Below are 21,963 nucleotides of genomic sequence, written 5' to 3'. Positions count from 1 at the left end.
GTCAGTGGGGAACGGGCGGTCTTCGGGGCCGCCGTACCGGGGGAGTGTCGTTGCCGATCCGTCTTGCACCACCCGCAGGCGTCCAGCGGACGCTCGCCACCGCCCAGTTGGTCGGCTCGATCGGCGACGGCGCGTACTACACCTGCTCGGCGCTGTACTTCACCCGGGTCATCGGGATGTCCCCCACCCGCCTCGGCCTCGGCCTCGCCGTGGCCTGGGCGGTCGGATCACTGGCGGGCGTCCCGCTCGGCCACCTCGCCGACCGGCGCGGGCCGCGCGGCACGGCGGTGCTGCTGGCGCTCGCCACCGGCGCGGTGGTCGCCTCCTTCCTGGTCATCCGCTCCTTCGTGCCGTTCCTGGTCGCCGTCTGCCTCTACGCCACGACACAGTCCGGGCTGTCCGCGGCCCGGCAGGCACTGGTCGGCGGGCTGGTCGACCGGGCGGAGCGGACGGCACTGCTGGCCCGCCTGCAGGCAACCCTCAACGCGGGCCTGGCCCTTGGCGCCGCACTCGGCGGCATCGTGCTGAGCACCGGGAGCCGGGCCGGGTTCCTCGTCGCCTTCGCGGTCACCGCCGTGGGGTTCCTGGTCAGTGGCCTGGTGCTGCTGCGACTGCCCGAAGTGCCGCCCGCGCAGGCGAGTTCGGGACCGGGGCGGAAGCTGGCGGTGCTCTCCGACCGCCCGTACGCCGTCGTCACGCTGATCAACACCGTGCTCCTGCTGCGGATGCCGCTGCTCAGCCTGGTCATTCCGCTCTGGATCGCGGCCCGCGCCGACCACCTGGCCTGGCTCGGCTCGGCGCTGTTCGTCCTCAACACCGCGGTGGTGATGGCCTTCCAGGTCCGCACGGCCCGGGGTGTGACCGGGCTGCGCTCCGCCTCGCGCGCCGTCCGCGACGCCGGTGTCATCCTGCTCGCCTCCTGCGCCGTCTTCGCCCTCTCGGCCGGGGACGTACCGCTCTGGGTGATGTCCGGGCTGCTCGTGGTGGCCGCGACGCTCCAGGTGATCGGCGAGATGAAGCAGTCCGCGGGCTCCTGGCAGATCAGCTTCGACCTCGCGCCCGCCCACCAGGCCGGCCAGTACCAGGGCTTCTTCGGCTCGGGGGTGGCGGTGGCGCGCACCGTCGGACCGCTGCTGCTGACCACCCTGCTGCTGGACGGGGGCGTGCCCGGGTGGCTGCTGCTGGGCGGGCTCTTCCTGGCGGCCGGCTGTGCGATGGGGCCGGCGGTGCGGTGGGCCGAGCGCCGCCGCCCCGGGGTGGCGGCGCCGGAGCAGGCCGCGGTCGCGGTGCGGGCCTGAGGAGCCGGACGCCGGGCCGCCCCGGCGTCCGCGCAGGGGGCGCGCGGGGCCTGCGCGGCGTCCCCATGGTGGGGTCCGTGTGGCGTCGGTGTGGTGTCGGTGTGGCGTCCGCGTGGCGTCCGCGTGGCGGACGACCGCCACCGGGGAGACGGCCGCGGACTGGCGATGTACCGTCACGGCGCCGTGGATTCTGCGCCCGAGCATCCGTCAGAACCGGGAAATACCGGTCAGATGACGGTTAGCCAGAAGAATCTGCGGCTGTTCATGGTCTTCCGCTCCCGGTCCCCGGCTGCCAGGCTGGCCGGGTTTGCAGAACCGGAGGAGTTCACGTGTCCCGCATATCCAGTCTGGCGTTGACGTTTGCCAGCGCGCTCTCCCTTGTCGCCGGAACCGCCGCCGCGGCGTCAGCCGCGCCGGAACCGCCCTCGGCCGCGCCCGCCGCCGAGGCCCGGGTCGAACCGGTCGCCTGGACGCCCTGCAACCCCGACCCGTCGAAGCCGGACCCCGGCATCTACGACTGCGCCGTCTACCCCGTCCCGCTCGACTACGCGGACCCGTCCGGCGAGAAGATCGGCATCGCCATGATGCGCCGCCGGGCCGGGGACCCGTCCAAGCGGATCGGCTCGCTGTTCCTCAACCCCGGCGGCCCGGGCGGCAGCGGCTACCTCTGGGCCACCACCGGCCGTTTCGACCCCGAGGTGCAGGCCCGCTTCGACCTGGTCGGCTTCGACCCGCGCGGCGTCGCCCGGAGCAACCCGCTGAAGTGCTTCACCACCGACGAGGAGGCGGCCGCCGTCTTCGGCCGGCAGACCGGCGTGCCCGTCACCAAGGCCGAGATCGACGGCACCTTGGCCGCCACCGAGGACTACACCGACGCCTGCGACCGCAACGCCGGCCCGCTGATCGAGCACATGTCCACCGAGAACGTCGTCCGCGACCTCGACCGGATGCGCCGGGCCGTCGGGGACAAGCAGCTCACCTTCGCCGGCTTCTCGTACGGCACGCTGATCGGCGCCACCTACGCCAACATGTACCCGGACAAGGTCCGCGCGCTGATCATCGACGGCAACGTCGACCCGAACCTGCGGTTGCACAACGGCCTGGAGTACGACCGGCAGCGCGCCGCCGGCTTCGAACTCGGCCTGGACGAGTACCTGAAGCGCTGCAAGACGGCCGGAGCCCCGCGCTGCGCCTTCGGCGACGGCGACACCCGGGCCAAGTTCGACGCGATCCGCGACCACCTGCGCACCAGCCCGGTCACCCTGCCGAACGGCACCCAGGTGACCCTCTCCAGCTTCACCAGCCAGGTCGCCGACGCCCTCTACGCGCAGACCCGGCAGGCGCCGCTGGCCAAGTCGCTCCAGGCGCTGCACGAGGTGCTCCAGCAGCAGGGTGCGCCCTCGCTGACGGCCCCGAAGGCCGCCGACGACGCGAACACGCTGGCCGTGACCGTCCCCACCGCCCTGCGCGAGGCCCTGCCGGAGACCCCGTACAGCTCCGACGACTCCTACTACGGCGTCAACTGCCAGGACAAGCCGTACCCGTCGAACCCGCGGGTCTTCGCCAACCTGGCCCGCGCCTGGGAGAAGGACTCGCCGACCTTCGGCCGCTACCAGGCCTTCGACGCGCCCGCCTGCGCCACCTGGCCGGCCCCGGCACGTGACTCCGACCGGTACACCGGCCCGTGGAACCGCCGCACCGCCAACCCGGTGATGGTGATCGGCAACCTCTACGACCCGGCCACCCAGTACAAGTTCGCCCAGAACATGCAGCGCCAGCTCGGCAGTGCCGTGCTGGTCAGCGTCGACGTGATCGAACACTGCGCGGTGGGCCGGAGCAAGGAGCTGAACAAGCTGGTCACCTCCTACCTGGTGGACAAGGCCGTGCCCGCGCCCGGCCGGCTGCTCAAGCCCGACGCCGAGGCCTTCCCGCCGGTCGCCTGACGCCGGGAGCCTGACCGTCGGCCCTCGGCCGCCGGCCGGACAACTGGGCCGCCCCGGGCGACGGTGCTCGGGGCGGCCCTGTGCGGACGGTGGCGGGGCAGCGGCAGGGGGCGGTCAGAGTTCGTTCAGCGGGACGCCCGGGTCGGCCAGGGCCGCAGGGTCCACCGGTCGCCCCGAGCGGACCAGCTCGCGGATCGGGTCGGTGACGTCCCAGACGTTCACGTTCATCCCGGCCAGGACCCGGCCGCCGGACAGCCAGAAGGCGATGAACTCGCGGGCGGCGCGGTCCCCCCGGAAGACCACCCGGTCGTAGCCGCCCGGTTCGACGTAGCCGGTGTACTCCATCCCCAGGTCGTACTGGTCGGTGAAGAAGTACGGCACCCGGTCGTAGACCGCGTCCGGGCCGTCCTGGCCGAGCATCGCCCGGGCCGCGGTCTGCGGCTGGTTGAGCGCGTTGGCCCAGTGCTCGACCCGGACGTGGCGGCCGAGCATCGGGTGGAAGGCGTTGGCGACGTCGCCCGCCGCGTAGATGTCCGGGTCCGAGGTGCGCAGGTGCTCGTCGGTCTTGACGCCGTTCTCGATCTCCAGGCCGGCCGACTCGGCGAGCGTCGTGAGCGGGGCGATGCCGATGCCGACGATCACCGTGTCCGCCGCCACCGTCGCGCCGTCCGCGAGGCGCACACCGGTGACGGCTCCGCCCTCGCCGGTCAGCTCCTCGACCTTGGCGTTGAACCGCAGGTCCACGCCGTGGTCGCGGTGGAGGTCGGCGAAGACCTGGGCGACCTCGCGGCCCAGCACCCGCAGCAGCGGCAGCTCGGCCGCCTCCAGCACGGTGACCTCGGCGCCCGCCGCCCGGGCGGCCGCCGCCGTCTCCAGTCCGATCCAGCCCGCGCCGATCACCGCGACCCGGGCACCCGGCTTCAGCGCAGCCCGGAGCCGCTCGCTCTCCCCGACCCGGCGCAGGTAGAGCACGCCGTCCTGGTCCGCACCCGGCACCGGCAGCCGGCGCGGCACCGAACCCGTGGTCAGCAGCAGCTTCGCGTACTCGATCCGGCCGTTGTCGGCGAGCGTGACGGTGTGCCCGGCCGGGTCGACCGCGACGACCGGGGTGCCGAGGCGGAGGGTGACGTCCTGCTCGGCGTACCACTGCGGCGGATGGACGTAGATCTTCTCGCGCGGCGTCTTGCCGAGCAGGTAGCCCTTGGAGAGCGGCGGCCGCTCGTACGGCCGCTCGTGCTCGTCGCCGATCAGGACGATGCCGCCGCGGTACCCGGCCTCGCGCAGTGCCTCCGCGGCCTTGGCGCCGCCCAGGGAGGCGCCGACGATGACGATGGGCCGCTCGCGCCCGCCGCCGTCGGCCGTTCCTGCTGTGCCCGTGCCCATGCTGAACTCCTCGCTCTCCGGCCGGAATCACGGACAGCCTGCCGCCGTTCGGGGGACCTGTCGAGGCCACGCCAGGCGCGCCGCGACAGGCTCCCCCGAACGGGTGAACCGGGCGAGGGGTACGGGGCGGCCGCCTGCTAGGGAGTCATGGCGTCCCGGACCAGGGCGGTGTCGACGAACTGCTCGAAGCGCACGATCCGGCCCCCGCGCACGGTGAAGTGGTGCGCCACCCGGACCGCCAGCGGGCGGTGGGTGGTCCGGTGCACGGCGGTGTAGCGGGCCAGCACCACCACGTTCTCGCCGTCCACCACGTAGCTGTCGTCGTGGGCCGTCCAGCCGTCCCACTCGGCGGCCAGCCGCTCCATCACGCCGCTGGTGACGCCCTTCGGGGTGCGGTACGTGCCGGCCAGCGGGAATCCGGCCATCTCCGTCCACTCGACGTCGTCGGCGAGCGTGGCGCGCAGCGCGCCCAGGTCGCCGCGCGCCGACGCCAGGTACTGGCGGCGGACCACGTCGGCGGGGGCGTCGGACTCGGCGAAGGAGGCGGCGGACCTCGGGATCTCGATCATCTCGGCTCAGCCCCAGGCCATCTCGCCCTTGGCGACCTTCGTCCCGAGGTCGACCGCCAGCTTCATCCCGAGGTCCGGGAACCGCCGCTCCAGCGCCTCCTTGGCGGCGGCCGCGTCGGTGGCCCGGCCGATCTCGGTCTCGAACGCCCGCAGGTAGGCGCGGGTGTGGTCGATCGCGGTGGTGATGGTGGGTGCGCCGGCCCTCCGGTGGCCGGCCACCACGAACCCGGGCTGCAGCGCCTGCATGCCGTCCAGCAGGTCGATCCAGGCGGCCCGCTGTTCGGGCGTCGGGGTGTCGGCGGTCCAGACGTGCAGGCCCTCGAAGAGCAGCACGCCGCCGAGGATCGTGCGGTGGTGGTGCTGCCAGAGGTAGTGCCGGTCCGGCAGGTGGAAGTCGGCGCCGCGCAGCTCGAACCGGTGGCCCTCGAAGACGAGTTCGTCGCTGTGCAGCACCTCGGGCCGTACCAGCCGGGTCGGCAGCTCGGGGCCGAGGTGCGCCCAGGCCTTCAGCTTGCCCTCGTAGGACTCCTGGATGTGCTCGACGGTGGTCGCCGTGGCCAGGAACCGCGCCTGCGGGAAGGCGTCCTGCACCTCCTGCGCGCCGAAGTAGAAGTCCGGGTCGCCGTGGCTGACGAAAACCGTGGTCAGCCGCTTGCCGCAGGCCCGGATCCGCTCGACCAGCCGGCGTCCGTCGGAGCGGGTGAACCCGGCGTCCACCAGCAGTGCGTCGTCGGGGCCGGTCACCAGGACGGACGTCTTGTTGAGCGAGCTGTCGGGGCTGTCGATGACCTCGAAGTCCAGCGCGCTCATGCCCCCACCCCGCTTCCCTCGGCTCGGGCATGCGCCCGTGCGCGCCCGTCGATGACTCGCTCGCTCTGCTCGCTCATACGGGGTGGTCCTTCCTCGGGCCGTCCCGGCCGTCGGTCCGCGCGCCGGCACGGGCTCCGTGACACCGGGCGCGTGCGCCGCCTGGGAGATGTCAGACAGGCCCCAGCATCGGCGACCGGCGGACCGGCCGCATGTCGGGCGGGGGCGGCGGGTGGTGCCGGCGGGCTGCGGGCCGTCCGGCTCCTCGCCCGGGTCGTACTCCCGTTCGAGCTTCTCGCCGGTCACCGCATCGAAGAGGCCGTGACCACTGCCGGACACCGTCAGCACCAGGTCGTGGCCGGTGGCCGGGGCGGTCGCGAAACCGATGCCGAGCAGCCCGCCGACCGGGATCAGGCCTCGCCCGACCGGCTGCCACGGCGGCGGCGGTGCGACGACGGGCGCGGCGAGGAAACGGTCGCGGAGCAGCTCCTGGTACGCGGTGACGGCCATGGGGAAGATCATCGCACCGGTACTGCGTGGTCGAGGGTGGAGCTGGGGAGCTGGGCGCCGGCGGCGCGGGGCCTCGGCGGCCCGGTGCGGCAGGGGAGCCGGGGCGCCTGCGGGGGCACGTCATCGGTGCGCACCACCATCCGGTGCGGGCGGGCGGGAACAGCGGGCCGAGGGATGGTGTTCGAGCGATCATGACCAGTGACGCCGTGGCCGTGGCCACCCCCGACGCCGACATCCTGCGCTATGCCGCCTTCTCCAGCGACCCGGCCGGGGGGAACCCGGCCGGCGTGGTGCTCGACGCCTCCGGCCTCTCCGCCGAGCAGATGCTCGCCGTCGCCGCCGAGGTCGGCTACTCCGAGACGGCGTTCCTGATACCCGACACCTCGGGTGGCGCCGAAAGCGCCTACACCGTGCGGTACTTCAGCCCGCTGGCCGAGGTGCCGTTCTGCGGCCACGCCACCGTCGCCTCGGCCGTCGCGCTCGCCGAGCGGACCGGTCCCGGCCGGTACGTCTTCGCGACCCAGGCCGGCGAGGTGCCGATCGAGGTCGACAAGGGCGCGGACGGTGTCCTGCGCGCCACCCTCACCAGCGTGGAGCCGCACGTCGAAGAGGTGGGCGAGGCGGACGTCGCCGAGGCGCTCGCGCTGCTCGGCTGGTCGGCCGACGAGCTGGACGCCGCACTGCCGCCCCGGATCGGCTACGGCGGCGCCCGCCACCTGGTGCTGGCCGCCGCCACCCGCGACCGGCTGGCCCGCCTGGAGTACGACTTCGACGGCCTGGCCTCCTACATGACGGCCCGGGACCTCACCACCGTCCAGCTGGTCTGGCGGGAGAGCGAGCACGTCTTCCACGTCCGCGACCCGTTCCCGGTCGGCGGAGTCGTGGAGGACCCGGCCACCGGCGCGGCCGCTGCCGCCTTCGGCGCCTACCTGCGCGAGCGGGGCGCGGTCACCGCCCCGGCCACCCTGACCCTCCACCAGGGCGAGGACCTCGGCCGGCCGGGCGTGCTGAAGGTCGAACTCCGTGAGGGCGACGCCCGGATCCGGGTCTCGGGCACGGCGGTGCCGATCCCGTAGCCGGACCATGGCCGGCCGGCACCCGCGGCGGTCCCGCGGGCGCCGGCCGGGCTTGCGCGGCCCCGGCGGCCGCGTCCGTCCGCAGGGGCGCAGGGCAGCGGGAGGAAGAGACCCCTCGCTCGGAAGGGGGACGACGAGGACGGATCAGCCGGACCGGTGGGGCTGCCGTCGGGTCACCTCCCAGGGCGTCCGGTCAGCGGGACGCTGCGGGGTGCGGTACGTGGAAAAACGGTCGCGCGGGCGGGGCGGATAGGGGAGTCTGCCCGGATGAAGCGAGCGAGCAGCCGGTCCGTCACCGCCCACCTCACCTACGGGGAAGACTACTTCGGGCCGCAGGGCCCGTACGAGGTGAGCGAGGGGTGGTGGTCGGCCGCCGCGCCGGTGGTCGAGCGGCTGTCGGAGGAGCTGGGGGTGCCGGTGGTGGTGCTCCGGCTCGCCGAGGTGGCGGAGGGCGGCGGCGGCCACGGCGGGCATGTGGTCTACCACGTCGAGGCGCTGGAGCGGCCCGCCGGGCTGGTGCCGCGTCAGGCGGGCCCGGACACCGCCGCTCTGCTCGGCCCGGCCGAGCGGCGGGCCGGCTGGGCCACGCCCGCCGGGCTGCGGGAGTCGTTCGACTGGGCCGAGCAGGCCCTCGACCGGGCCGGCCGCCCCGCGACCGGCCGGGCCGAGCAGATCCGGACGTGGAACCTCTCCGGGCTGTTCCGCTACCGCACCGCCACCGGCGGCGACGCCTGGCTGAAGGCGACCAACCCGACGTTCAACGCCCGTGAGGGCGACGTGATCGCGCTGTTCGGCTCCGTCGACCCCACGCTGGTGCCGCCGGTGCTCGGCTCCGACCCCGAGCGCGGGCGTCTGCTGCTCGACCACGTGCCCGGGGAGGACTGCTGGGGGCCGTCCGCCGAGGAGGTCGCCGACGTGGTACCCCGGCTGGTCGCCGCCCAGGCGGCGCTGGCCGCCGACGGCCGCGCCGCCGCGGCCGGCCTGCGCGACCGCACCCTGCCCACGCTGGTCCTCCAGGTGAACGACGTGCTCGACCGGCTCGCGGCCGATCCCGGCCCCGAGCTGACCGCCGGTGAACTCGACGCGGCCCGGGCGCTCGCCGCGCGGCTGCCCGCGCTGGTGGCGCAACTGGCCGCATGCGGGCTGCCCGAGACCCTGGTGCACGGCGACTTCCACCCCGGCAACTGGCGCTCCGACGGCACCCGGTCGGTGGTCGTCGACTACGCCGACTCCTGCCTCGGCCACCCGGCCCTGGACGGGCTGCGCCCGCGCCAGTACGTCGACGACGAGCGGTGGGCTCAGGCCGCCGAGGTGTGGGCGCGGGCGTGGCGGGAGCACGTCCCCGGGTCGTCGCCGGAACGTGCGCTGGAGCTGGTCGAGCCGCTCTACCACCTCGCGTACGCGGTGCGGTACCAGGAGTTCCTGGACCACATCGAGGCCAGCGAGCGGCCGTACCACGAGGGCGATCCGGTGAGCGAGCTTCGGGCGGCGCTGGCCTGCGCGGACCGGGTCTGACGGCCCGCCGGCAGGGGCGGGGTGTGCGCCGCCGCGCGACACACCGCCCCGGCCGCCGGCGCCGCCCCGGCGTGCGGAGCGGCGTCGACGCGGGTCTCATCCGGGCGCCCGGAGGCGGGAGTCATCCGGCTCGGGTCGGGGGCGGCCCTCATCCGGATCGCATCGGCGGGGGCCTCACCCGGTGGGCGTGATCCGGCGGCCGTCGCGGGCGGAGTACAGGGCGAGCGCCTCGACCGGGCAGAAGTCGACCGCCTCGGCCAGCTTCGCCGTCAACGGCTCCCCGACGGGGTCCGCGCCGGCCGGCCGCGGGGTGCGCACCGGGTGGGCCAGTCCGTCGGCGCCGAGCACCAGCGACCCGGGCACGGCGAGCGCGCACATGCCCGAGCCGACGCAGCGCCCGTGGTCGACCCGGACCACCACCGGCTCGTTGAGCGCGGGTCCAGCGGGCCGCGCCGGGTCGGCCGTCACCAGGCGACCTGGAGGGTGTGCGGACTACGGGTCACCAGGCCGCGCCGCCAGTCGATGGCGTCCGTCGGTGTGGTGAGCCGCAGCGCCGGCAGCCGGCGGGCCAGGCGGTGCAGGGCCAGCTCCAGTTCCATCCGGGCCAGCCAGGCGCCCAGGCAGTGGTGCGGTCCGGCGCCGAAGGTCAGCATCGGCGCGGCCAGCGGGGAGAACAGCTCGGTCAGCAGGTCACCGGTGTAGATCTCCGGGTCCTGGTTGGCCGTGCGGGTGTCGGCGGCGACCACGCTGCCGGCCGGGATCACCACACCGCCGATCTCGACGTCCTCGATGCTGCGCCGCAGGAGTCCGGGGAGGTGCGCGGTGTCCACGAGCGGGATGGCGCGCAGCAGTTGTTCGGTCGCGGCCGCCGCGCTCTGTTCGTCGGAGGCGAGCCGCTGCCAGGCCTCGCGGCCGTCGCCGAGCAGGTAGACCAGGGCGTTGCCGAGCGCGGTCATGGTGGTCTCGTGCCCGGCCACCACCAGGCCGATCACCAGCGAGACGAGCTGCGGTTCGGTGATGCCGTCGCTCTCCCCGGCCGCCGCCAGCAGGCTGCTGACCAGGTCCTCGCCCGGGGCGGCGCGGCGTTCGGCGATCAGCTCGACGCTGAAGCCGGCGAACTCCGCCAGCGCCGTTCGGATCGCCTCGGCGGAGTACGCGGTGGTGGCGAGCGCGTGGTCGCTCCAGTGTTCGAGGCGCTTGCCGTCCACGCCGTCCAACCCCATCAGCCGGCTGATGACGGCCGTCGGCAGCGGGCGGGTGTAGGCGGCGACGATGTCGGTGGGCGAGCCCTGGTCGATCAGATCGTCGAGCAGGCCCTCGACCACCGAGGCCACCCACGGCCGCCAGCGGGCGATCGCGCGCGGGGTGAACGCCCGCTGCACGGTGCGGCGCAGCCGCTGGTGTTCGGCGCCGTCGAGGCTGAGCAGGCCCTGCGGGTCGTCCAGGAGGTTCGGGACCAGCGAGACCGGGGGTGCGTCGGGGGCGAGCAGCGGGGCGCGGCCCAGCCGCGGATCGGTGAGCACCTGCCGGACGTCGGCGTGGCGGCTGACCAGCCAGACCGGGGTGCCGGTGGGGAGCGTGCCGAGCCGGGGCGGGCCCGGGGCCAGGCGGCGCACACAGTGCAGCGGGGGGAGCGGGGGCTCGGCGGTGGCGGTTGCGACGGCGGCTCGGGCACTGCCGGTGCCGGCGCGGGTGGCACTGTTCTCGGCGGACATCCGTACTCCAGACTCCAGGGCGGTGGGCGGCGCGAGGCGGCCCGGCGGGGGGCGGATCCGGGGAGGTGCGCGGGGACGGGGAGGTGCGGTCGGGCGGGGGCTTGTAGGGCGTGTACAGGGGCAGGGGCAGAGGTGGAGCCGGCGGGACGGGTGGGTCGGACGGGTCGGGTTCGGTACGACCGTACGTGGGCGGCGCGGCACAGTCAGCAACGATTCCAGCCAACGCCGGGTGGCTGACGGGGTGATGACGGGCGCTCGGCAAAGGCCGCGCGCCCCTGGCCGGCCGTCGGGGCCGGTGGCTCCGTCAGGGCCGGGCGGCTTCGGCAGAGGTGGGCGGCTCGCGGCTCGGGGGGCACGTGGGCCGCCCCGGGTGAGCCGGATCACCGGGGCCGTTCGCCGGGCACGGACCGGCGCGGACGATACGCTTCGTGGGCAAGTCGTTTGAGCAGGTCACGCCGGTGCAGAGCCGCATCGGCCGACGGAGGTGGAATCGGATGGCCCAGCAGGTCAAGGCAGTCATCGCGCGTGCCAAGGGCGCGCCCGTGGAGGTCACGACGATCGTCGTACCCGACCCGGGGCCGGGCGAGGCGGTGGTCCGGATCCAGGCCTGCGGCGTCTGCCACACCGACCTCCACTACCGCGAGGGCGGTATCAACGACGAGTTCCCGTTCCTTCTGGGCCACGAGGCGGCGGGCATCGTGGAGTCGGTCGGCGCCGGGGTGACGGAGGTCGGGCCCGGTGACTTCGTGATCCTCAACTGGCGTGCGGTCTGCGGCCAGTGCCGCGCCTGCAAGCGCGGGCGTCCGCAGTACTGTTTTAACACCCACAACGCCACGCAGAAGATGACCCTGCTGGACGGCACCGAGCTGTCGCCGGCCCTGGGCATCGGCGCGTTCGCGGAGAAGACGCTGGTCGCGGCCGGCCAGTGCACCAAGGTCGACCCGGCGGCCGAGCCGGCCGTCGCGGGCCTGCTGGGCTGCGGGGTGATGGCGGGCATCGGTGCCGCGATCAACACCGGCAACGTCGGCCGTGGCGACTCGGTCGCGGTGATCGGCTGCGGCGGCGTCGGCGGGGCGGCCGTCCTCGGCTCGCGGCTGGCCGGCGCGGCGAAGATCATCGCGGTGGACATCGACGACCGCAAGCTCGCCACCGCGGAGAAGCTCGGCGCCACCCACACCGTCAACTCCCGTACCACCGACCCGGTCGAGGCGATCCGGGAACTGACCGGCGGCCACGGCGCGGACGTGGTCGTGGAGGCGGTCGGCCGTCCGGAGACGTACCAGCAGGCGTTCTACGCCCGCGATCTGGCCGGCACCGTCGTCCTGGTCGGCGTGCCGACCCCGGAGATGAGGCTGGAGCTGCCGCTGCTCGACGTGTTCGGCCGCGGCGGCGCGCTGAAGTCCTCCTGGTACGGCGACTGCCTGCCCTCGCGGGACTTCCCGATGCTGATCGACCTCTACCTCCAGGGCCGCCTGGACCTCGGCGCCTTCGTCACCGAGACCATCGGACTCGACGCCGTGGAGCAGGCGTTCACCCGCATGCACGAGGGCGACGTGCTCCGCTCGGTGGTGGTCCTGTGAGCGGGGGGACCACGGCACGGATCGACCGGCTGGTGACCGCCGGCACCTTCGACCTCGACGGCGGCAGCTGGGAGGTGGAGAACAACGTCTGGATCGTCGGCGACGACGCCGAGGCCGTGGTGATCGACGCGGCCCACGACGCCGAGGCCATCGAGGCCGCGCTCGGCGGGCGCCGGCTGGTGGCGATCGTCTCCACCCACGCGCACAACGACCACATCGACGCGGCCCCGGCGCTCGCCGCCCGGACCGGCGCGCCGATCCTGCTGCACCCGGACGACCTTCCGCTCTGGAAGCTCACCCACCCCGACCGGCTGCCGGACGGCGAACTCGCCGACGGGCAGCGGATCGAGGTGGCGGGCACCGCGCTGACCGTGCTGCACACCCCCGGCCACGCACCGGGCGCGGTCTGCCTCCACGCGCCCGAGCTGGGGACGGTCTTCACCGGGGACACCCTCTTCCAGGGTGGCCCCGGCGCCACCGGCCGGTCGTTCTCGCACTTCCCGACGATCATCGACTCGATCCGGGACCGGCTGCTCTCGCTCCCGCCGGAGACGGTGGTCCGCACCGGCCACGGCGACCCCACCACCATCGGCGCCGAGGCCCCCGCGCTGCCGGAGTGGATCGCGCGCGGCCACTGACGGAACGGTGCCGTCGGACGCCCGGTCCGACCGGGGCCCGGTCAGGCCCGGCCCTGCCTGGGCCCGGTCGGGTCAGGCCCCGGCCTGGCCTGACCCGACCCTGACCAGCCCCCGGCCCGGCGCCTCGGCACCGGGCCGGGCGTCGTACGATCGCGGGCATGGCCCATGATCCGCGCGAACTCGACGAAGCCTTCCTCGCCTTCTGGCAGGAGCGGCACATCTCCACGCTGACCACGCAGCGGCCGGACGGCTCGCCGCACGTGGTGCCGGTCGGTGTGACGTACCAGCCGGAGACCGGGACCGCGCGGGTGATCAGCGGCCGGACCAGCCGCAAGGTGCGCAACGTCCTCGCGGCCGGCCCGGCGGGTATGCGGGTGGCGGTCTGCCAGGTGGACCGGGCGCGCTGGTCGACGCTGGAGGGCGTCGCCGTGGTGCGGGACGAGCCGGAGGCGGTGGCCGAGGCCGTCCGGCGGTACACCGAGCGGTACCGCGAGCCGCGCGTGAACCCGGACCGGGTGGTCATCGAGATCACCGTCGACCGGGTACTCGGCCGGGCGTAGGCCGGACCGGCCCCGACGGGGTCGCCAGCCGCCAGCCCAGCCGCCGCCAGCCCAGCCGCCGCCAGCCCAGCCGCCGCCAGCCCAGCCGCCGCCAGCCCAGCCGCCGTCAGGCGCTCGCTGTCCGTCAGTCGCCGTCCTTGACGAGCTCCCCGGTGTCGTCGGAGGAGTGGGCCGCCCAGTCGCCCTTTCCCAGGGCGGGGGCGGTCAGCAGGTGGGCGAGGCCGGGGCTACTCCGTCAACGGATCGACTGTCACGGAGTTTCGCAGCGAATGACCCGCCGTAGGTGATCTGTGACGATTTGACCAGCGGGCCGCCATGGCCCGATGGGACCCGCGCCCCGCCGTGGGACCGGTGCATTCCACCCGGCCCCGGTGGTGCGGTCGGTCAGCGGCTGCCTTGTTTATCGGGTGTTGATCGTCGGCGCCTAACGTCGGGCACATGAACGAGGGAACGACCGAGGTACAGAGCGTGCGGATGCTGTCCGAGGGGCGGATGACGGAGCAGGACACGGAAAGGTTCCGGGTGTTGCTGGCCCGCCTGGAGAGCTCGCTGATGGCCGACCGGCGGGCGGCGGAGACGGGCTCCGATGCCTGAGGCCGACCCGGCGAGAGCCGGCGGTCTGCGGAGGGTCGAGGTGCTGCCACTGTGGGAGCGCGGCCCGGCGCCGGGGCCGGGGCTGCTGCCGGCGCGTCCCCCGGTCTCGCCGGCGTGGGCCGGTGACGGCGCGCCCGGCCGGGGGCCGGAGCGGGCCGAACCGGACGGATACGTGGGCTACTTCAGGCAGGCCGCCTCCGGGTAGGCCGCCGACGGGTGGTCCGGCAGTGGGCTCAGGACCCGCCGCGCGGGCGGGCTCGCCGCTAGGACGAGCCCGGCTCCGTCTGCGGTCGCGTCAGTTTCCCTCCGAACTCGGGGAGCTCTCCCGGGAAAGGCGTGCGGAGAGCGCTCAGCAGTCGCAGCCGCAGTCACAGCCGTCGCACCCGCAGCCGTCACAGCAGCCGCCGTCGCCACAGCACTGGCAGCAGTCCCCGCAGCCGCTGCAGTCCCCGCAGTTGCAGTCGCAGTCGTTCCGGACGCACCAGCCCTGGCGGTGCTCGCGAGAGAACGGGTCGTTGTGGTCGCAGCACATCAGCTGGCACGTGCAGGCCATCAGCGCCCAGACCGCGCAGCCCGCGAGCAGGTTGCGGCGGTGCGGCGGCCGGGCGCCGGGCGGGTCGAAGCCCGGCCCCTGGGGCACCCACGGCGGGACGGGCGCGCCCGGACCGGTCGGCGGCGCCTGGTTGGGGTCGTACCCGGGCGGTGTTCGGTAGGGGTTGGAGGCGTCCGGCGCCGCTGCGGGCGCCGTCCGGGTCTTGCAGGCGGCGGCGTGCGAGGCCGGGCCGAAGACCCGCTCGACGGCGCGCTCGGTCTCGTGCGCCAGCAGGACGTGCACGAGCGCCCGGTCGGTCAGCTCCACCTCGTGCAGCGCGAGTCGGATGCCGTGGACGGCGTCGCGGCAGAGGCGCTCGGCCTCGGCCCGGTCGGTGCCGGTCGCGGTGAGCGGGTTCCAAGCGCCGGTCGCGGTGTCCGCGGCCTGGTCCTCGGCGGCGTCCAGCAGGTGGGCGAGCCGGCCGAACAGCCGCCCCGCCTCGGCCAGCGGCGCGGCGTTGGCGGGCCGCCCGGCCAGCACGGCGGTGTGCGCGAAGGCGGCGGAGGTGGCGCTCTCGGTGGGCTCGGTGACCAGCAGGACGGACCCGCCCGGCCCCAGCCCGCGCTCCAACTCGCCCTGGCGGGCGGCGGCGTCGAGGAGCACGGCGGTGTCGAAGCCGACCACCGAGGCGCTGCCCGCGCTCTTCCGGTCCCAGTGCCTGGTCACGGCGCGCGCCCCGGCCGCGACCGGCCGGCGGGCGAACAGGCCGTCCCCGTCCTCGACATGGTCACGGATCTTCACCGAGGCGAGTGCCAGCGAGACCGCCGCCGCCAGCCGCGCGCCCTCGCCCTTGGCGACCGACGCCGTCCGCATCCCCCGGAGCGGGCACGGCCCGGCGGTGCGGCGCCAGGAGGCGTCGTCCTTCGCGCTCTGGGCCTCGACCAGCACCGAGATGATCAGACCGTCGTAGTTGGTCGCGGTCCGCGCCAGCTGTCCGTGGTCGTCCCGAAGGGCGAGGCAGAGCCCGCACAGGTGTGCCATCCACGAGCTCTGCAACCGCTCCGAGAGCCGGTGGCGACACGGCCTGATGATGCCGAACATGATCCCCCCTTGACTGCCTGGGCCTTGGCCGGCCCCTGGTCGCGGACATCATATGACCAGCTGGCCGGGGGTCCGAGGAGTCCCGAGGAGCCCCGAGGGGGCCCAAGAGGGTGCGAGGGGGTGCGAGGGACGACGACGCACTCGGCGGCGTGAGGCCCGGCGGCGGCCTGAGGCCTGGTGGCCTGGCGCTACGGCGGCCCGGCCACCCGTGTGCGGGCTCAGCCCGCGCGCAGCGTCGTCGCCGCCTTGTAGGTGCGCAGCACGGGCGCCGTCGCGATCCGCGTCACCGCATCCCATGCCACCCGCCGCGTCAGGTAGTGGTGCAGGGCCTGCAGGGCGTGGATCAGGCGCCGGTCCGGATCATCCAGTTCGAGCACAATCACGAAAATAGCCGACCTTGATGGAAGTGATCACCGATGACGGGTCGTCTACGAGCTCCGGCCAGGACCCCTGCAGTCGATCTCACATCCGGGATAGCATCGCGAATATGGGAATCGACACGGCCGCCGACGAGCGGCTGGCAGCCCGCCTCTCCGAGCTGCGGCTCGAACGCGGGTGGACCTTGGAGGAGTTGGCGCGGCGGGCGGATGTGAGCCGGTCGACGCTGTCACGGGTGGAGCGGGCGGAGGTGAGCCCGACGGCGGCGTTGCTGGGGCGGCTCTGCTCGGTGTACGGGCGGACGATGTCGCGGCTGCTGGCCGAGGTCGAGTCGGCGCCGGCGCGGTTGGTGCGGGCCGGGGAGCAGGCCGTGTGGCGGGACGAGGCGACCGGGTTCGTCCGGCGGTCGGTGTCGCCGCCGCACGGGTCGCTGCGGGCGGAGGTCGTCGAGGGCCGGCTGCCGGCGGGGGTCGACATCGCGTACGACCGTCCGTCCGTCCCCGGGCTGGAGCACCATCTCTGGTTGCTGGAGGGCGGGTTGGAGCTGACGGTCGACGGCGAGCCGCAGCTGCTCGCGGCCGGTGACTGCCTGCGCTTCGTCGCCGAGACCACCCGGTTCCGGTGTCCGGGCCCGGGCGAGGCCCGCTACGTGCTGGTGGTGGTCGTCCCGTGAAGCCGTCCTCCGCCGGTTCGATAGCCGCGGCGCCCCGGGAGCGGTTCGACGCCGCGGGGCGCCGGGTGCTGCTGGTCTGTGTCGCGGGTGGGTTCACCACCCTGCTCGACCAGTCCGTGCTCAACACCTCGATCCCCGCCCTGCGCGAGAGCCTGCACGCCCAGCCGGCCCACCTGCAGTGGATCGTGGCCGGGTACTCGCTCGCCTTCGGGCTGGCGCTGGTGCCCGGGGGGCGGCTCGGGGACGTCCGGGGCCGCAAGTGGTTCTTCGTCACCGGCCTGGCACTGTTCACCATGGTGAGCCTGCTCTCGGCGACCGCCACCGAGCCGTGGGTCCTGGTGGCCGCCCGGCTGCTCCAGGGGGCGGGGGCCGGGCTGGTCAACTCGCAGATGATCGGCACCATCCAGGACGTCTTCAGCGGGCAGCTGCGGGCCAGGGCGCTCGGCATGTACGCCGTGACCGGCGGGCTCGCGTTCGCGCTCGGCCCGCCGGTCGGCGGTGCGGTGCTGGCCGCCGTCGGGCCCGAGCACGGCTGGCGGCTGACCTTCCTGCTCAACGTGCCGTTCGGGCTGGCCACCGTCGCCCTGGCCGCCCGCCACCTGCCGAGGCCGCGCCCGAGCGCCCGGCACGCCGACCTCGACCTGGTCGGACTGCTGCTGGTCGGCGCGCTGACCCTGACGCTGATGCTGCCCTTCGTCCAGCCGCCCGCCTGGACCGGCTGGCTCGGCTTCGCCGGCGGCGCCTGCCTGCTGCTCGGCGCGCTGGCCTGGTGGCAGCGCCGCTACGCCCGGGCCGGCGGCCACCCGCTGATCCATCCGGCACTGACCCGCTCCGCGCCGTACGCGCTGGGGACGGCGGTGGCGATGGCCCAGTTCGGCTCCTCGCTCGCGGCAGGGCTGGTGCTGGCCATGTTCCTGCAGGACGGCCTCGGGCTCTCCCCGATGGGTGCGGCGCTGGTCTCGCTGCCCTCGGCGGTGTCCATGGGGGTCGCCTCCGCGCTCGCCTGGCGGGTGGTGCAGCGGTTCGGCCGGCGGACCGTCACCGCGGGCATGACCCTCTCGGCCCTGGTCATGCTCACCAGCGGCCTGGTGGTGCACTGGGCGCCCGCGGGTGCGCTGCCCTGGCTGCTCGCCGCGCTGCAACTGCTCGGCGGCGCCGCCGTGGGCGTGATGGGGGCCACCAACCAGGCGTACGTGCTGCGGCACGCACCCGCCGAGGCGGCCGGGGTGAGCGGGGCGATTCTGCAGATGACGCAGCGGATCGCGGCGGCGGTCAGCATCTCGGCGCTCTCCGGCGTCTACCTGCGGGCGACCGGGGGCGGCGGCGGGCACCGGGCGGCGTACACGTACGCGAGCGCGGTGTGCGCGGCGCTGGCCGGGCTGGCCGTGCTGGCGTCGGTGTGCGCGGGCCGGGCGTCGGCGGCGCGGGAGGCCGAGGCGGCGGCCGCAGGAGCGGCGGGCCAGGACGAGGCCGTTCAGGAGGACGCCCGGGGAGCGGAGGCTCGACCGGCCGTGCCCGGCCCGGCCGAGGCACGGACACAGCAGTAGGTCGCGGGCAGCGGCGAACCGTTGAGCGGTGGGCGAACGGACGGGCCGGGTGCGGCGGCCACGGCATACGGTGGGCGGCATGACTGATCACCGGATCGTGGAGCTTCCCGAGGTCGCCCTCGCCTACCGCGAGCACGGCACTCCCGGCGGCCCGCCGCTCGTCCTGCTGCACGCGCTCGGCGAGCGGGCCACCGACTGGGACGGCGTCCTGCCGGGCCTCGCCCCGCAGCACCACGTCTACGCGCTCGACCTGCGCGGCCACGGTGACAGCGGCCGGCCCGGCCGGTACGGCTTCGAGCTGATGCGGGACGACGTCCTCGGCTTCCTGGACGCGCTCGGGCTGGAGCGGGTCGACCTGGTCGGCCACTCGATGGGCGGCGTGGTCGCTTACCTGCTCGCGCAGGAGCACCCCGGGCGGATCGGCCGGCTGGTGCTGGAGGACATCCCGGCGCCCTACCCGCGCCCGGCGACCCCGGCGGCCGATGCCCCCGCCGAGCCGGTGAGCTTCGACTGGGCGGTGGTCAGGGCGATCAAGGGGCAGCTCGACACCCCGGCACCGGTCTGGCTGGAGCGGATGGCGGCCATCACGGCTCCGACCCTGGTGGTGGCGGGCGGCCCGGCCAGCCACGTGCCGCAGGACAGGATCGCCGAGATGGCCGACCGGATCCCGGACTGCCGGGTGGTCACCATCGAGGCCGGGCACCTGGTGCACCACCTGCGGCCGGCGGAGTTCGTCGCGGCGGTCGCGCCGTTCCTGAACCCCGCCGGCCGGGAGTGACGGGCCGGCCCTCGGACGCCGTGCTCGGCCTGGGGCGGCGACCCGTCGGACGCCGTGCTCGGCCTGGGGCGGCGACCCGTCAGATGCCGTGCTCGGCCGGGAGCCGGCCCGCCCTTATGGCCGCGAGCAGGTCGGCGTGGTCGGCCTCGGTGCGGTCGGCGTACGCCACCGCGAAGGCGGAGACCGCCTCGTCCAGCGCCTCGTTCTTGCCGCAGTAGCCGGTGATCACGCCGGGGTCGGCGGTGTGCGCGTGGGCCCGGGCCAGCAGGGCGCCGGTGATCCGGGCGTAGTCGTCGAGCTGGCCGGGGAGCAGCGCCGCCGGGTCCACGCTGCCCTTGCGGTTGCGGAACTGCCGGACCTGGTAGGGCAGGCCGTCCACGGTGGTCCAGCCGAGCAGGGTGTCGCTGACCACCTGCATGCGCTTCTGGCCGAGCACCACCCGGCGGCCCTCGTGCGCGTCGGAAGCCGGCGCCGCCACCGCGAAGCCCGCGCGGGCCAGGTGGGGCAGCAGGACCGAGGGGCGCGCCTCCTTCACCTGGAGCACCAGCGGCTGTTCGCGGTGGTCGGTGAGCAGGACGACGTAGGAGCGGGTGCCGACGCTGCCGGTGCCGACCACGCGGAACGCCACGTCCTGCACGTGGTGGCGGGAGAGCAGTGGGTGCAGCTCGGCGGGCACGGTCTGCACGTAGGGGCCGAGCGAGGCGGCGACCGCGCCGGCGGTCGAGTCCGACACCTCGCTGAGGACCGGGGGAGCGGCGGTGAACCGCCAGCCCCCGTCCTCCGTCCGGACGGTGGACTTGGCGGCGAACTTGGCGCTGGTGTTGCCGAGCGCCTTGGCACCGACCTTCTGCAGCGCCTCGGCCAGGTCGTGCGCCTGGGCGAAGGAGACCAACTGGTCGTCGGCGACGGCGTTCCAGGCGTCCAGCGCGGGCAGCTTGGCCAGCGTGCGCATGGTCCGGCGGTAGGAGCCCGCCGCGTCGAACGCGGCCCGGCGGGCGGTCGTCTCGTCGGCGCCGATCTCACGGCCGGCCAGCACCAGGCTGGCGGCGAGCCGCTTGAGGTCCCACTCCCACGGGCCGGGCACGGTCTCGTCGAAGTCGTTGATGTCCATGACCAGCCGGCCGCGGGCGTCGCCGTAGAGGCCGAAGTTGGCGGCGTGCGCGTCGCCGCAGAGCTGGGCGGTGATCCCGGTGGCCGGGGTGGCGGCGAGGTCGGCGGCCATCAGGCCGGCCGAGCCGCGCAGGAAGGCGAACGGCGTGGCCGCCATCCGGCCGAGCCGGATCGGCACCAGGTCGGTGAGGCGGCCGGCGTTGGAGGCCTCGATCGCCTCGACGGCGCCCGGCCGGTCGGTGCCGAGCGCGAACTCGGCGTGCCGCTCGCGCGGGGTGCGCTCGCGCAGTGCCTTGCCGCGCTCGCGGGCGCGGCCGTCGTGGCGTGGCGCGAACCCGTCCACCGCGAACCGCCGCCCCGGCCCCCGGCCGTGCCCCACCGCGTCCGCCCGCAGGCCGGACCCCTCCACCGCTTCGGTCAGCTGCGTCACTGCGCCCCGCCCCCGTCTGTCCGTCGTTCCCGCCCGCGACCTGCGCGGACCCGGCCCCTCGGCGGGCCGGGCAGCAGGCTACCCGGCCAGGGGGCCGGCGTTCGGACCGGCCTGCCGGCACGGCCTGTGGGCGGGGTCCGTCGGGAGGGAGGGACGCCGATCGGGTGGCGGCGGTTCCGGGGGAGGGTGGGCGGCCGCCCCGGGCAGGGCGAGCGGGACGGCGGCGCCGACCAGGACGTTCAGCACCGTTCGACCGGGATGTTCGACACCGTGACTGCTGAATCGATGGATCGGGCCGACTCGTCGAGGCGGCCGCTGCCCTCCTCTCTGCCCGTGCTCAGCCCCTGACTCTCTGCCCGTGCTCAGCCCTTGGCCCGGCGGCGGAGGCCGACGACGTAGCCGATGACCAGGCCCGTCGCCAGCGTCACGGTGAGGACGGCCCAGAGCGGCAGTGTGACGGTGGCGACCCACAGGGTGATGGACACCGATCCGGTGTTGGCCGCGATGAACCACACGGCGAGCACCGCGAGGACGGCGACCCCGATGGTACGCATCCGCACGTCGCGCCCCTTGACCGTGACGGTCGGCGGACGCTGCGGCGGGGGATTTTTCTTCGCCATCTCCCCAGTATGGTGCGTTCCGCGGGCCGGGGCCTGTCCGAAGGGCGGGCGCGGGGTTCTCGCCCCCCGGGACTGCGTGCGTGCCCGTGATCCGGGCCGTGGGTGATCGCCGGGGTGGGTGTCGGGCACCCCTAGGCTGGCCGGCATGGAAGATCTTCGGGGGAGGCGGGCCGGCCGGGCCGTGCGGGCGGCGGCCCTGGCGGCCGCGGTCCTTACGGTGGTGGCCGGGCTGGGCGTGCGGGCGGTGGGCGGCGGGGAGTTCGCCAAGTACGCGGGGGACGCGCTGTACACGGTGCTGGTGTACGCGCTGGTGCTGCTGGCCGCGCCGCGGCTGCGCCCGCTGCCCGCCGCGGGCCTGGCCGCCGCGCTGAGCTGGGCGGTGGAGCTGTTCCAGCTCACCGGTGTGCCCGACGAGCTGGGCCGCCGGAGCACGCTCGCCCGGTTGGTCCTCGGCTCCACCTTCAACCCGCCGGACCTGTTCTGGTACCTGGTCGGCGCCGCACTGGCCGCCGTGCTGCACGCGGGCGCCGGGCGGCCGGCCCGCCGGCCCGGCGCGGGCCCCTTCGGTTCTCCCGGGGGGCCCGCGCCGTCTGACTGCTGACGTGT

22 protein-coding genes are annotated in these 21,963 nt (G+C 74.9%); 13 read left to right on the top strand and 9 right to left on the bottom strand.

Going from position 1 to position 21,963, the window contains the following annotated elements:
* The first annotated feature begins 50 nt into the window (after positions 1–50).
* Together OG286_RS05210 and OG286_RS05205 are read left to right on the top strand one after the other, a co-directional pair.
* Positions 51–1,298 carry an MFS transporter gene (locus OG286_RS05210; protein ID WP_405362935.1) on the top strand — a complete coding sequence of 416 codons (1,248 nt, stop codon included), beginning with the start codon at positions 51–53 and terminating at the stop codon, positions 1,296–1,298.
* Positions 1,299–1,651: 353 nt separating this feature from the next.
* On the top strand, positions 1,652–3,241 hold the full coding sequence (locus OG286_RS05205) for an alpha/beta hydrolase (RefSeq protein WP_405364782.1): 1,590 nt from the start codon (positions 1,652–1,654) through the stop codon (positions 3,239–3,241).
* Between the two features lie 114 nt (positions 3,242–3,355).
* On the opposite strand, the gene OG286_RS05200 is transcribed toward OG286_RS05205, so the two are convergent.
* The 3 genes from OG286_RS05200 to OG286_RS05190 all read right to left on the bottom strand — a co-directional run bounded on the left by OG286_RS05200 (position 3,356) and on the right by OG286_RS05190 (position 6,510).
* On the bottom strand, positions 3,356–4,624 hold the full coding sequence (locus tag OG286_RS05200) for an NAD(P)/FAD-dependent oxidoreductase (protein WP_396323376.1): 1,269 nt from the start codon (positions 4,622–4,624) through the stop codon (positions 3,356–3,358).
* A gap of 137 nt (positions 4,625–4,761) precedes the next feature.
* Complete coding sequence (locus tag OG286_RS05195) at positions 4,762–5,193, bottom strand: nuclear transport factor 2 family protein (protein ID WP_396323378.1); 432 nt, start codon at positions 5,191–5,193, stop codon at positions 4,762–4,764.
* 6 nt (positions 5,194–5,199) lie between these two features.
* Positions 5,200–6,510, bottom strand: coding sequence for an MBL fold metallo-hydrolase (locus OG286_RS05190; RefSeq protein ID WP_405364780.1), 1,311 nt, complete (start codon positions 6,508–6,510; stop codon positions 5,200–5,202).
* A 191-nt stretch (positions 6,511–6,701) separates the two neighbouring features.
* On the opposite strand from OG286_RS05190, the gene OG286_RS05185 reads away from it, so the two are divergent.
* Entirely contained in the window at positions 6,702–7,586 is an 885-nt protein-coding gene (locus OG286_RS05185; RefSeq protein WP_396323382.1) for a PhzF family phenazine biosynthesis protein, read from the top strand.
* A 267-nt stretch (positions 7,587–7,853) separates the two neighbouring features.
* Positions 7,854–9,101 (top strand): phosphotransferase family protein, encoded by a 1,248-nt coding sequence (locus OG286_RS05180; RefSeq protein ID WP_405364778.1) that lies wholly within the window; start codon positions 7,854–7,856, stop codon positions 9,099–9,101.
* Between the two features lie 174 nt (positions 9,102–9,275).
* On the opposite strand, the gene OG286_RS05175 is transcribed toward OG286_RS05180, so the two are convergent.
* Both OG286_RS05175 and OG286_RS05170 read right to left on the bottom strand, forming a co-directional pair.
* Positions 9,276–9,569 (bottom strand): ferredoxin, encoded by a 294-nt coding sequence (locus OG286_RS05175; RefSeq protein ID WP_405364776.1) that lies wholly within the window; start codon positions 9,567–9,569, stop codon positions 9,276–9,278.
* Complete coding sequence (locus OG286_RS05170) at positions 9,566–10,816, bottom strand: cytochrome P450 (protein WP_396323385.1); 1,251 nt, start codon at positions 10,814–10,816, stop codon at positions 9,566–9,568. The genes OG286_RS05175 and OG286_RS05170 overlap by 4 nt, the downstream gene beginning before the upstream one ends.
* A gap of 494 nt (positions 10,817–11,310) precedes the next feature.
* Between OG286_RS05170 and OG286_RS05165 the strand changes: the two genes are divergently transcribed.
* From OG286_RS05165 to OG286_RS05145, 5 genes are all read left to right on the top strand, one after another.
* Positions 11,311–12,396, top strand: coding sequence for an S-(hydroxymethyl)mycothiol dehydrogenase (locus tag OG286_RS05165; RefSeq protein WP_396323386.1), 1,086 nt, complete (start codon positions 11,311–11,313; stop codon positions 12,394–12,396).
* The gene (locus OG286_RS05160; RefSeq protein WP_396323387.1) at positions 12,393–13,034 is read left to right on the top strand and encodes an MBL fold metallo-hydrolase; all 642 of its coding nucleotides are present in this window, start codon (positions 12,393–12,395) and stop codon (positions 13,032–13,034) included. The genes OG286_RS05165 and OG286_RS05160 overlap by 4 nt, the downstream gene beginning before the upstream one ends.
* A gap of 158 nt (positions 13,035–13,192) precedes the next feature.
* Positions 13,193–13,594 carry a pyridoxamine 5'-phosphate oxidase family protein gene (locus OG286_RS05155; RefSeq protein ID WP_396323388.1) on the top strand — a complete coding sequence of 134 codons (402 nt, stop codon included), beginning with the start codon at positions 13,193–13,195 and terminating at the stop codon, positions 13,592–13,594.
* A gap of 438 nt (positions 13,595–14,032) precedes the next feature.
* Positions 14,033–14,188, top strand: a complete 156-nt coding sequence (locus tag OG286_RS05150; RefSeq protein ID WP_396323389.1) for a hypothetical protein — start codon at positions 14,033–14,035, stop codon at positions 14,186–14,188.
* Positions 14,181–14,393 (top strand): hypothetical protein, encoded by a 213-nt coding sequence (locus OG286_RS05145; protein ID WP_405362941.1) that lies wholly within the window; start codon positions 14,181–14,183, stop codon positions 14,391–14,393. The genes OG286_RS05150 and OG286_RS05145 overlap by 8 nt, the downstream gene beginning before the upstream one ends.
* A gap of 144 nt (positions 14,394–14,537) precedes the next feature.
* Here OG286_RS05145 and OG286_RS05140 read toward each other — a convergent pair whose 3' ends face one another.
* Positions 14,538–15,821: a DUF5685 family protein gene (locus OG286_RS05140; RefSeq protein ID WP_405364774.1), complete on the bottom strand. Its 1,284-nt coding sequence runs from the start codon at positions 15,819–15,821 to the stop codon at positions 14,538–14,540.
* 218 nt (positions 15,822–16,039) lie between these two features.
* Positions 16,040–16,198, bottom strand: coding sequence for a hypothetical protein (locus OG286_RS05135; protein WP_396323391.1), 159 nt, complete (start codon positions 16,196–16,198; stop codon positions 16,040–16,042).
* Positions 16,199–16,308: 110 nt separating this feature from the next.
* Here OG286_RS05135 and OG286_RS05130 point away from each other — a divergent pair, with 110 nt between their 5' ends.
* From OG286_RS05130 to OG286_RS05120, 3 genes are all read left to right on the top strand, one after another.
* On the top strand, positions 16,309–16,872 hold the full coding sequence (locus tag OG286_RS05130; RefSeq protein WP_405364772.1) for a helix-turn-helix domain-containing protein: 564 nt from the start codon (positions 16,309–16,311) through the stop codon (positions 16,870–16,872).
* Entirely contained in the window at positions 16,869–18,419 is a 1,551-nt protein-coding gene (locus tag OG286_RS05125) for an MFS transporter (protein WP_405364770.1), read from the top strand. Before OG286_RS05130 ends, OG286_RS05125 begins: the two co-directional genes overlap by 4 nt.
* Positions 18,420–18,498: 79 nt before the next feature.
* Complete coding sequence (locus tag OG286_RS05120) at positions 18,499–19,197, top strand: alpha/beta fold hydrolase (protein ID WP_396323394.1); 699 nt, start codon at positions 18,499–18,501, stop codon at positions 19,195–19,197.
* Positions 19,198–19,276: 79 nt separating this feature from the next.
* On the opposite strand, the gene OG286_RS05115 is transcribed toward OG286_RS05120, so the two are convergent.
* Together OG286_RS05115 and OG286_RS05110 are read right to left on the bottom strand one after the other, a co-directional pair.
* A complete protein-coding gene (locus OG286_RS05115) occupies positions 19,277–20,737 on the bottom strand; it encodes a DUF2252 domain-containing protein (protein ID WP_405362946.1) in 1,461 nt (486 codons plus the stop codon).
* Positions 20,738–21,099: 362 nt separating this feature from the next.
* Positions 21,100–21,357 (bottom strand): LapA family protein, encoded by a 258-nt coding sequence (locus OG286_RS05110; RefSeq protein ID WP_396323396.1) that lies wholly within the window; start codon positions 21,355–21,357, stop codon positions 21,100–21,102.
* A gap of 145 nt (positions 21,358–21,502) precedes the next feature.
* Between OG286_RS05110 and OG286_RS05105 the strand changes: the two genes are divergently transcribed.
* Positions 21,503–21,958 (top strand): DUF2809 domain-containing protein, encoded by a 456-nt coding sequence (locus OG286_RS05105; protein ID WP_405362949.1) that lies wholly within the window; start codon positions 21,503–21,505, stop codon positions 21,956–21,958.
* Positions 21,959–21,963: the final 5 nt, after the last annotated feature.

The organism is Kitasatospora sp. NBC_00039, assembly GCF_045160625.1.
Taxonomy (GTDB): Bacteria; Actinomycetota; Actinomycetes; order Streptomycetales; family Streptomycetaceae; genus Kitasatospora.
The sequence above is the reverse complement of the archived record's forward strand: the minus strand, read 5'-3'. Positions and strand labels throughout refer to the sequence as shown.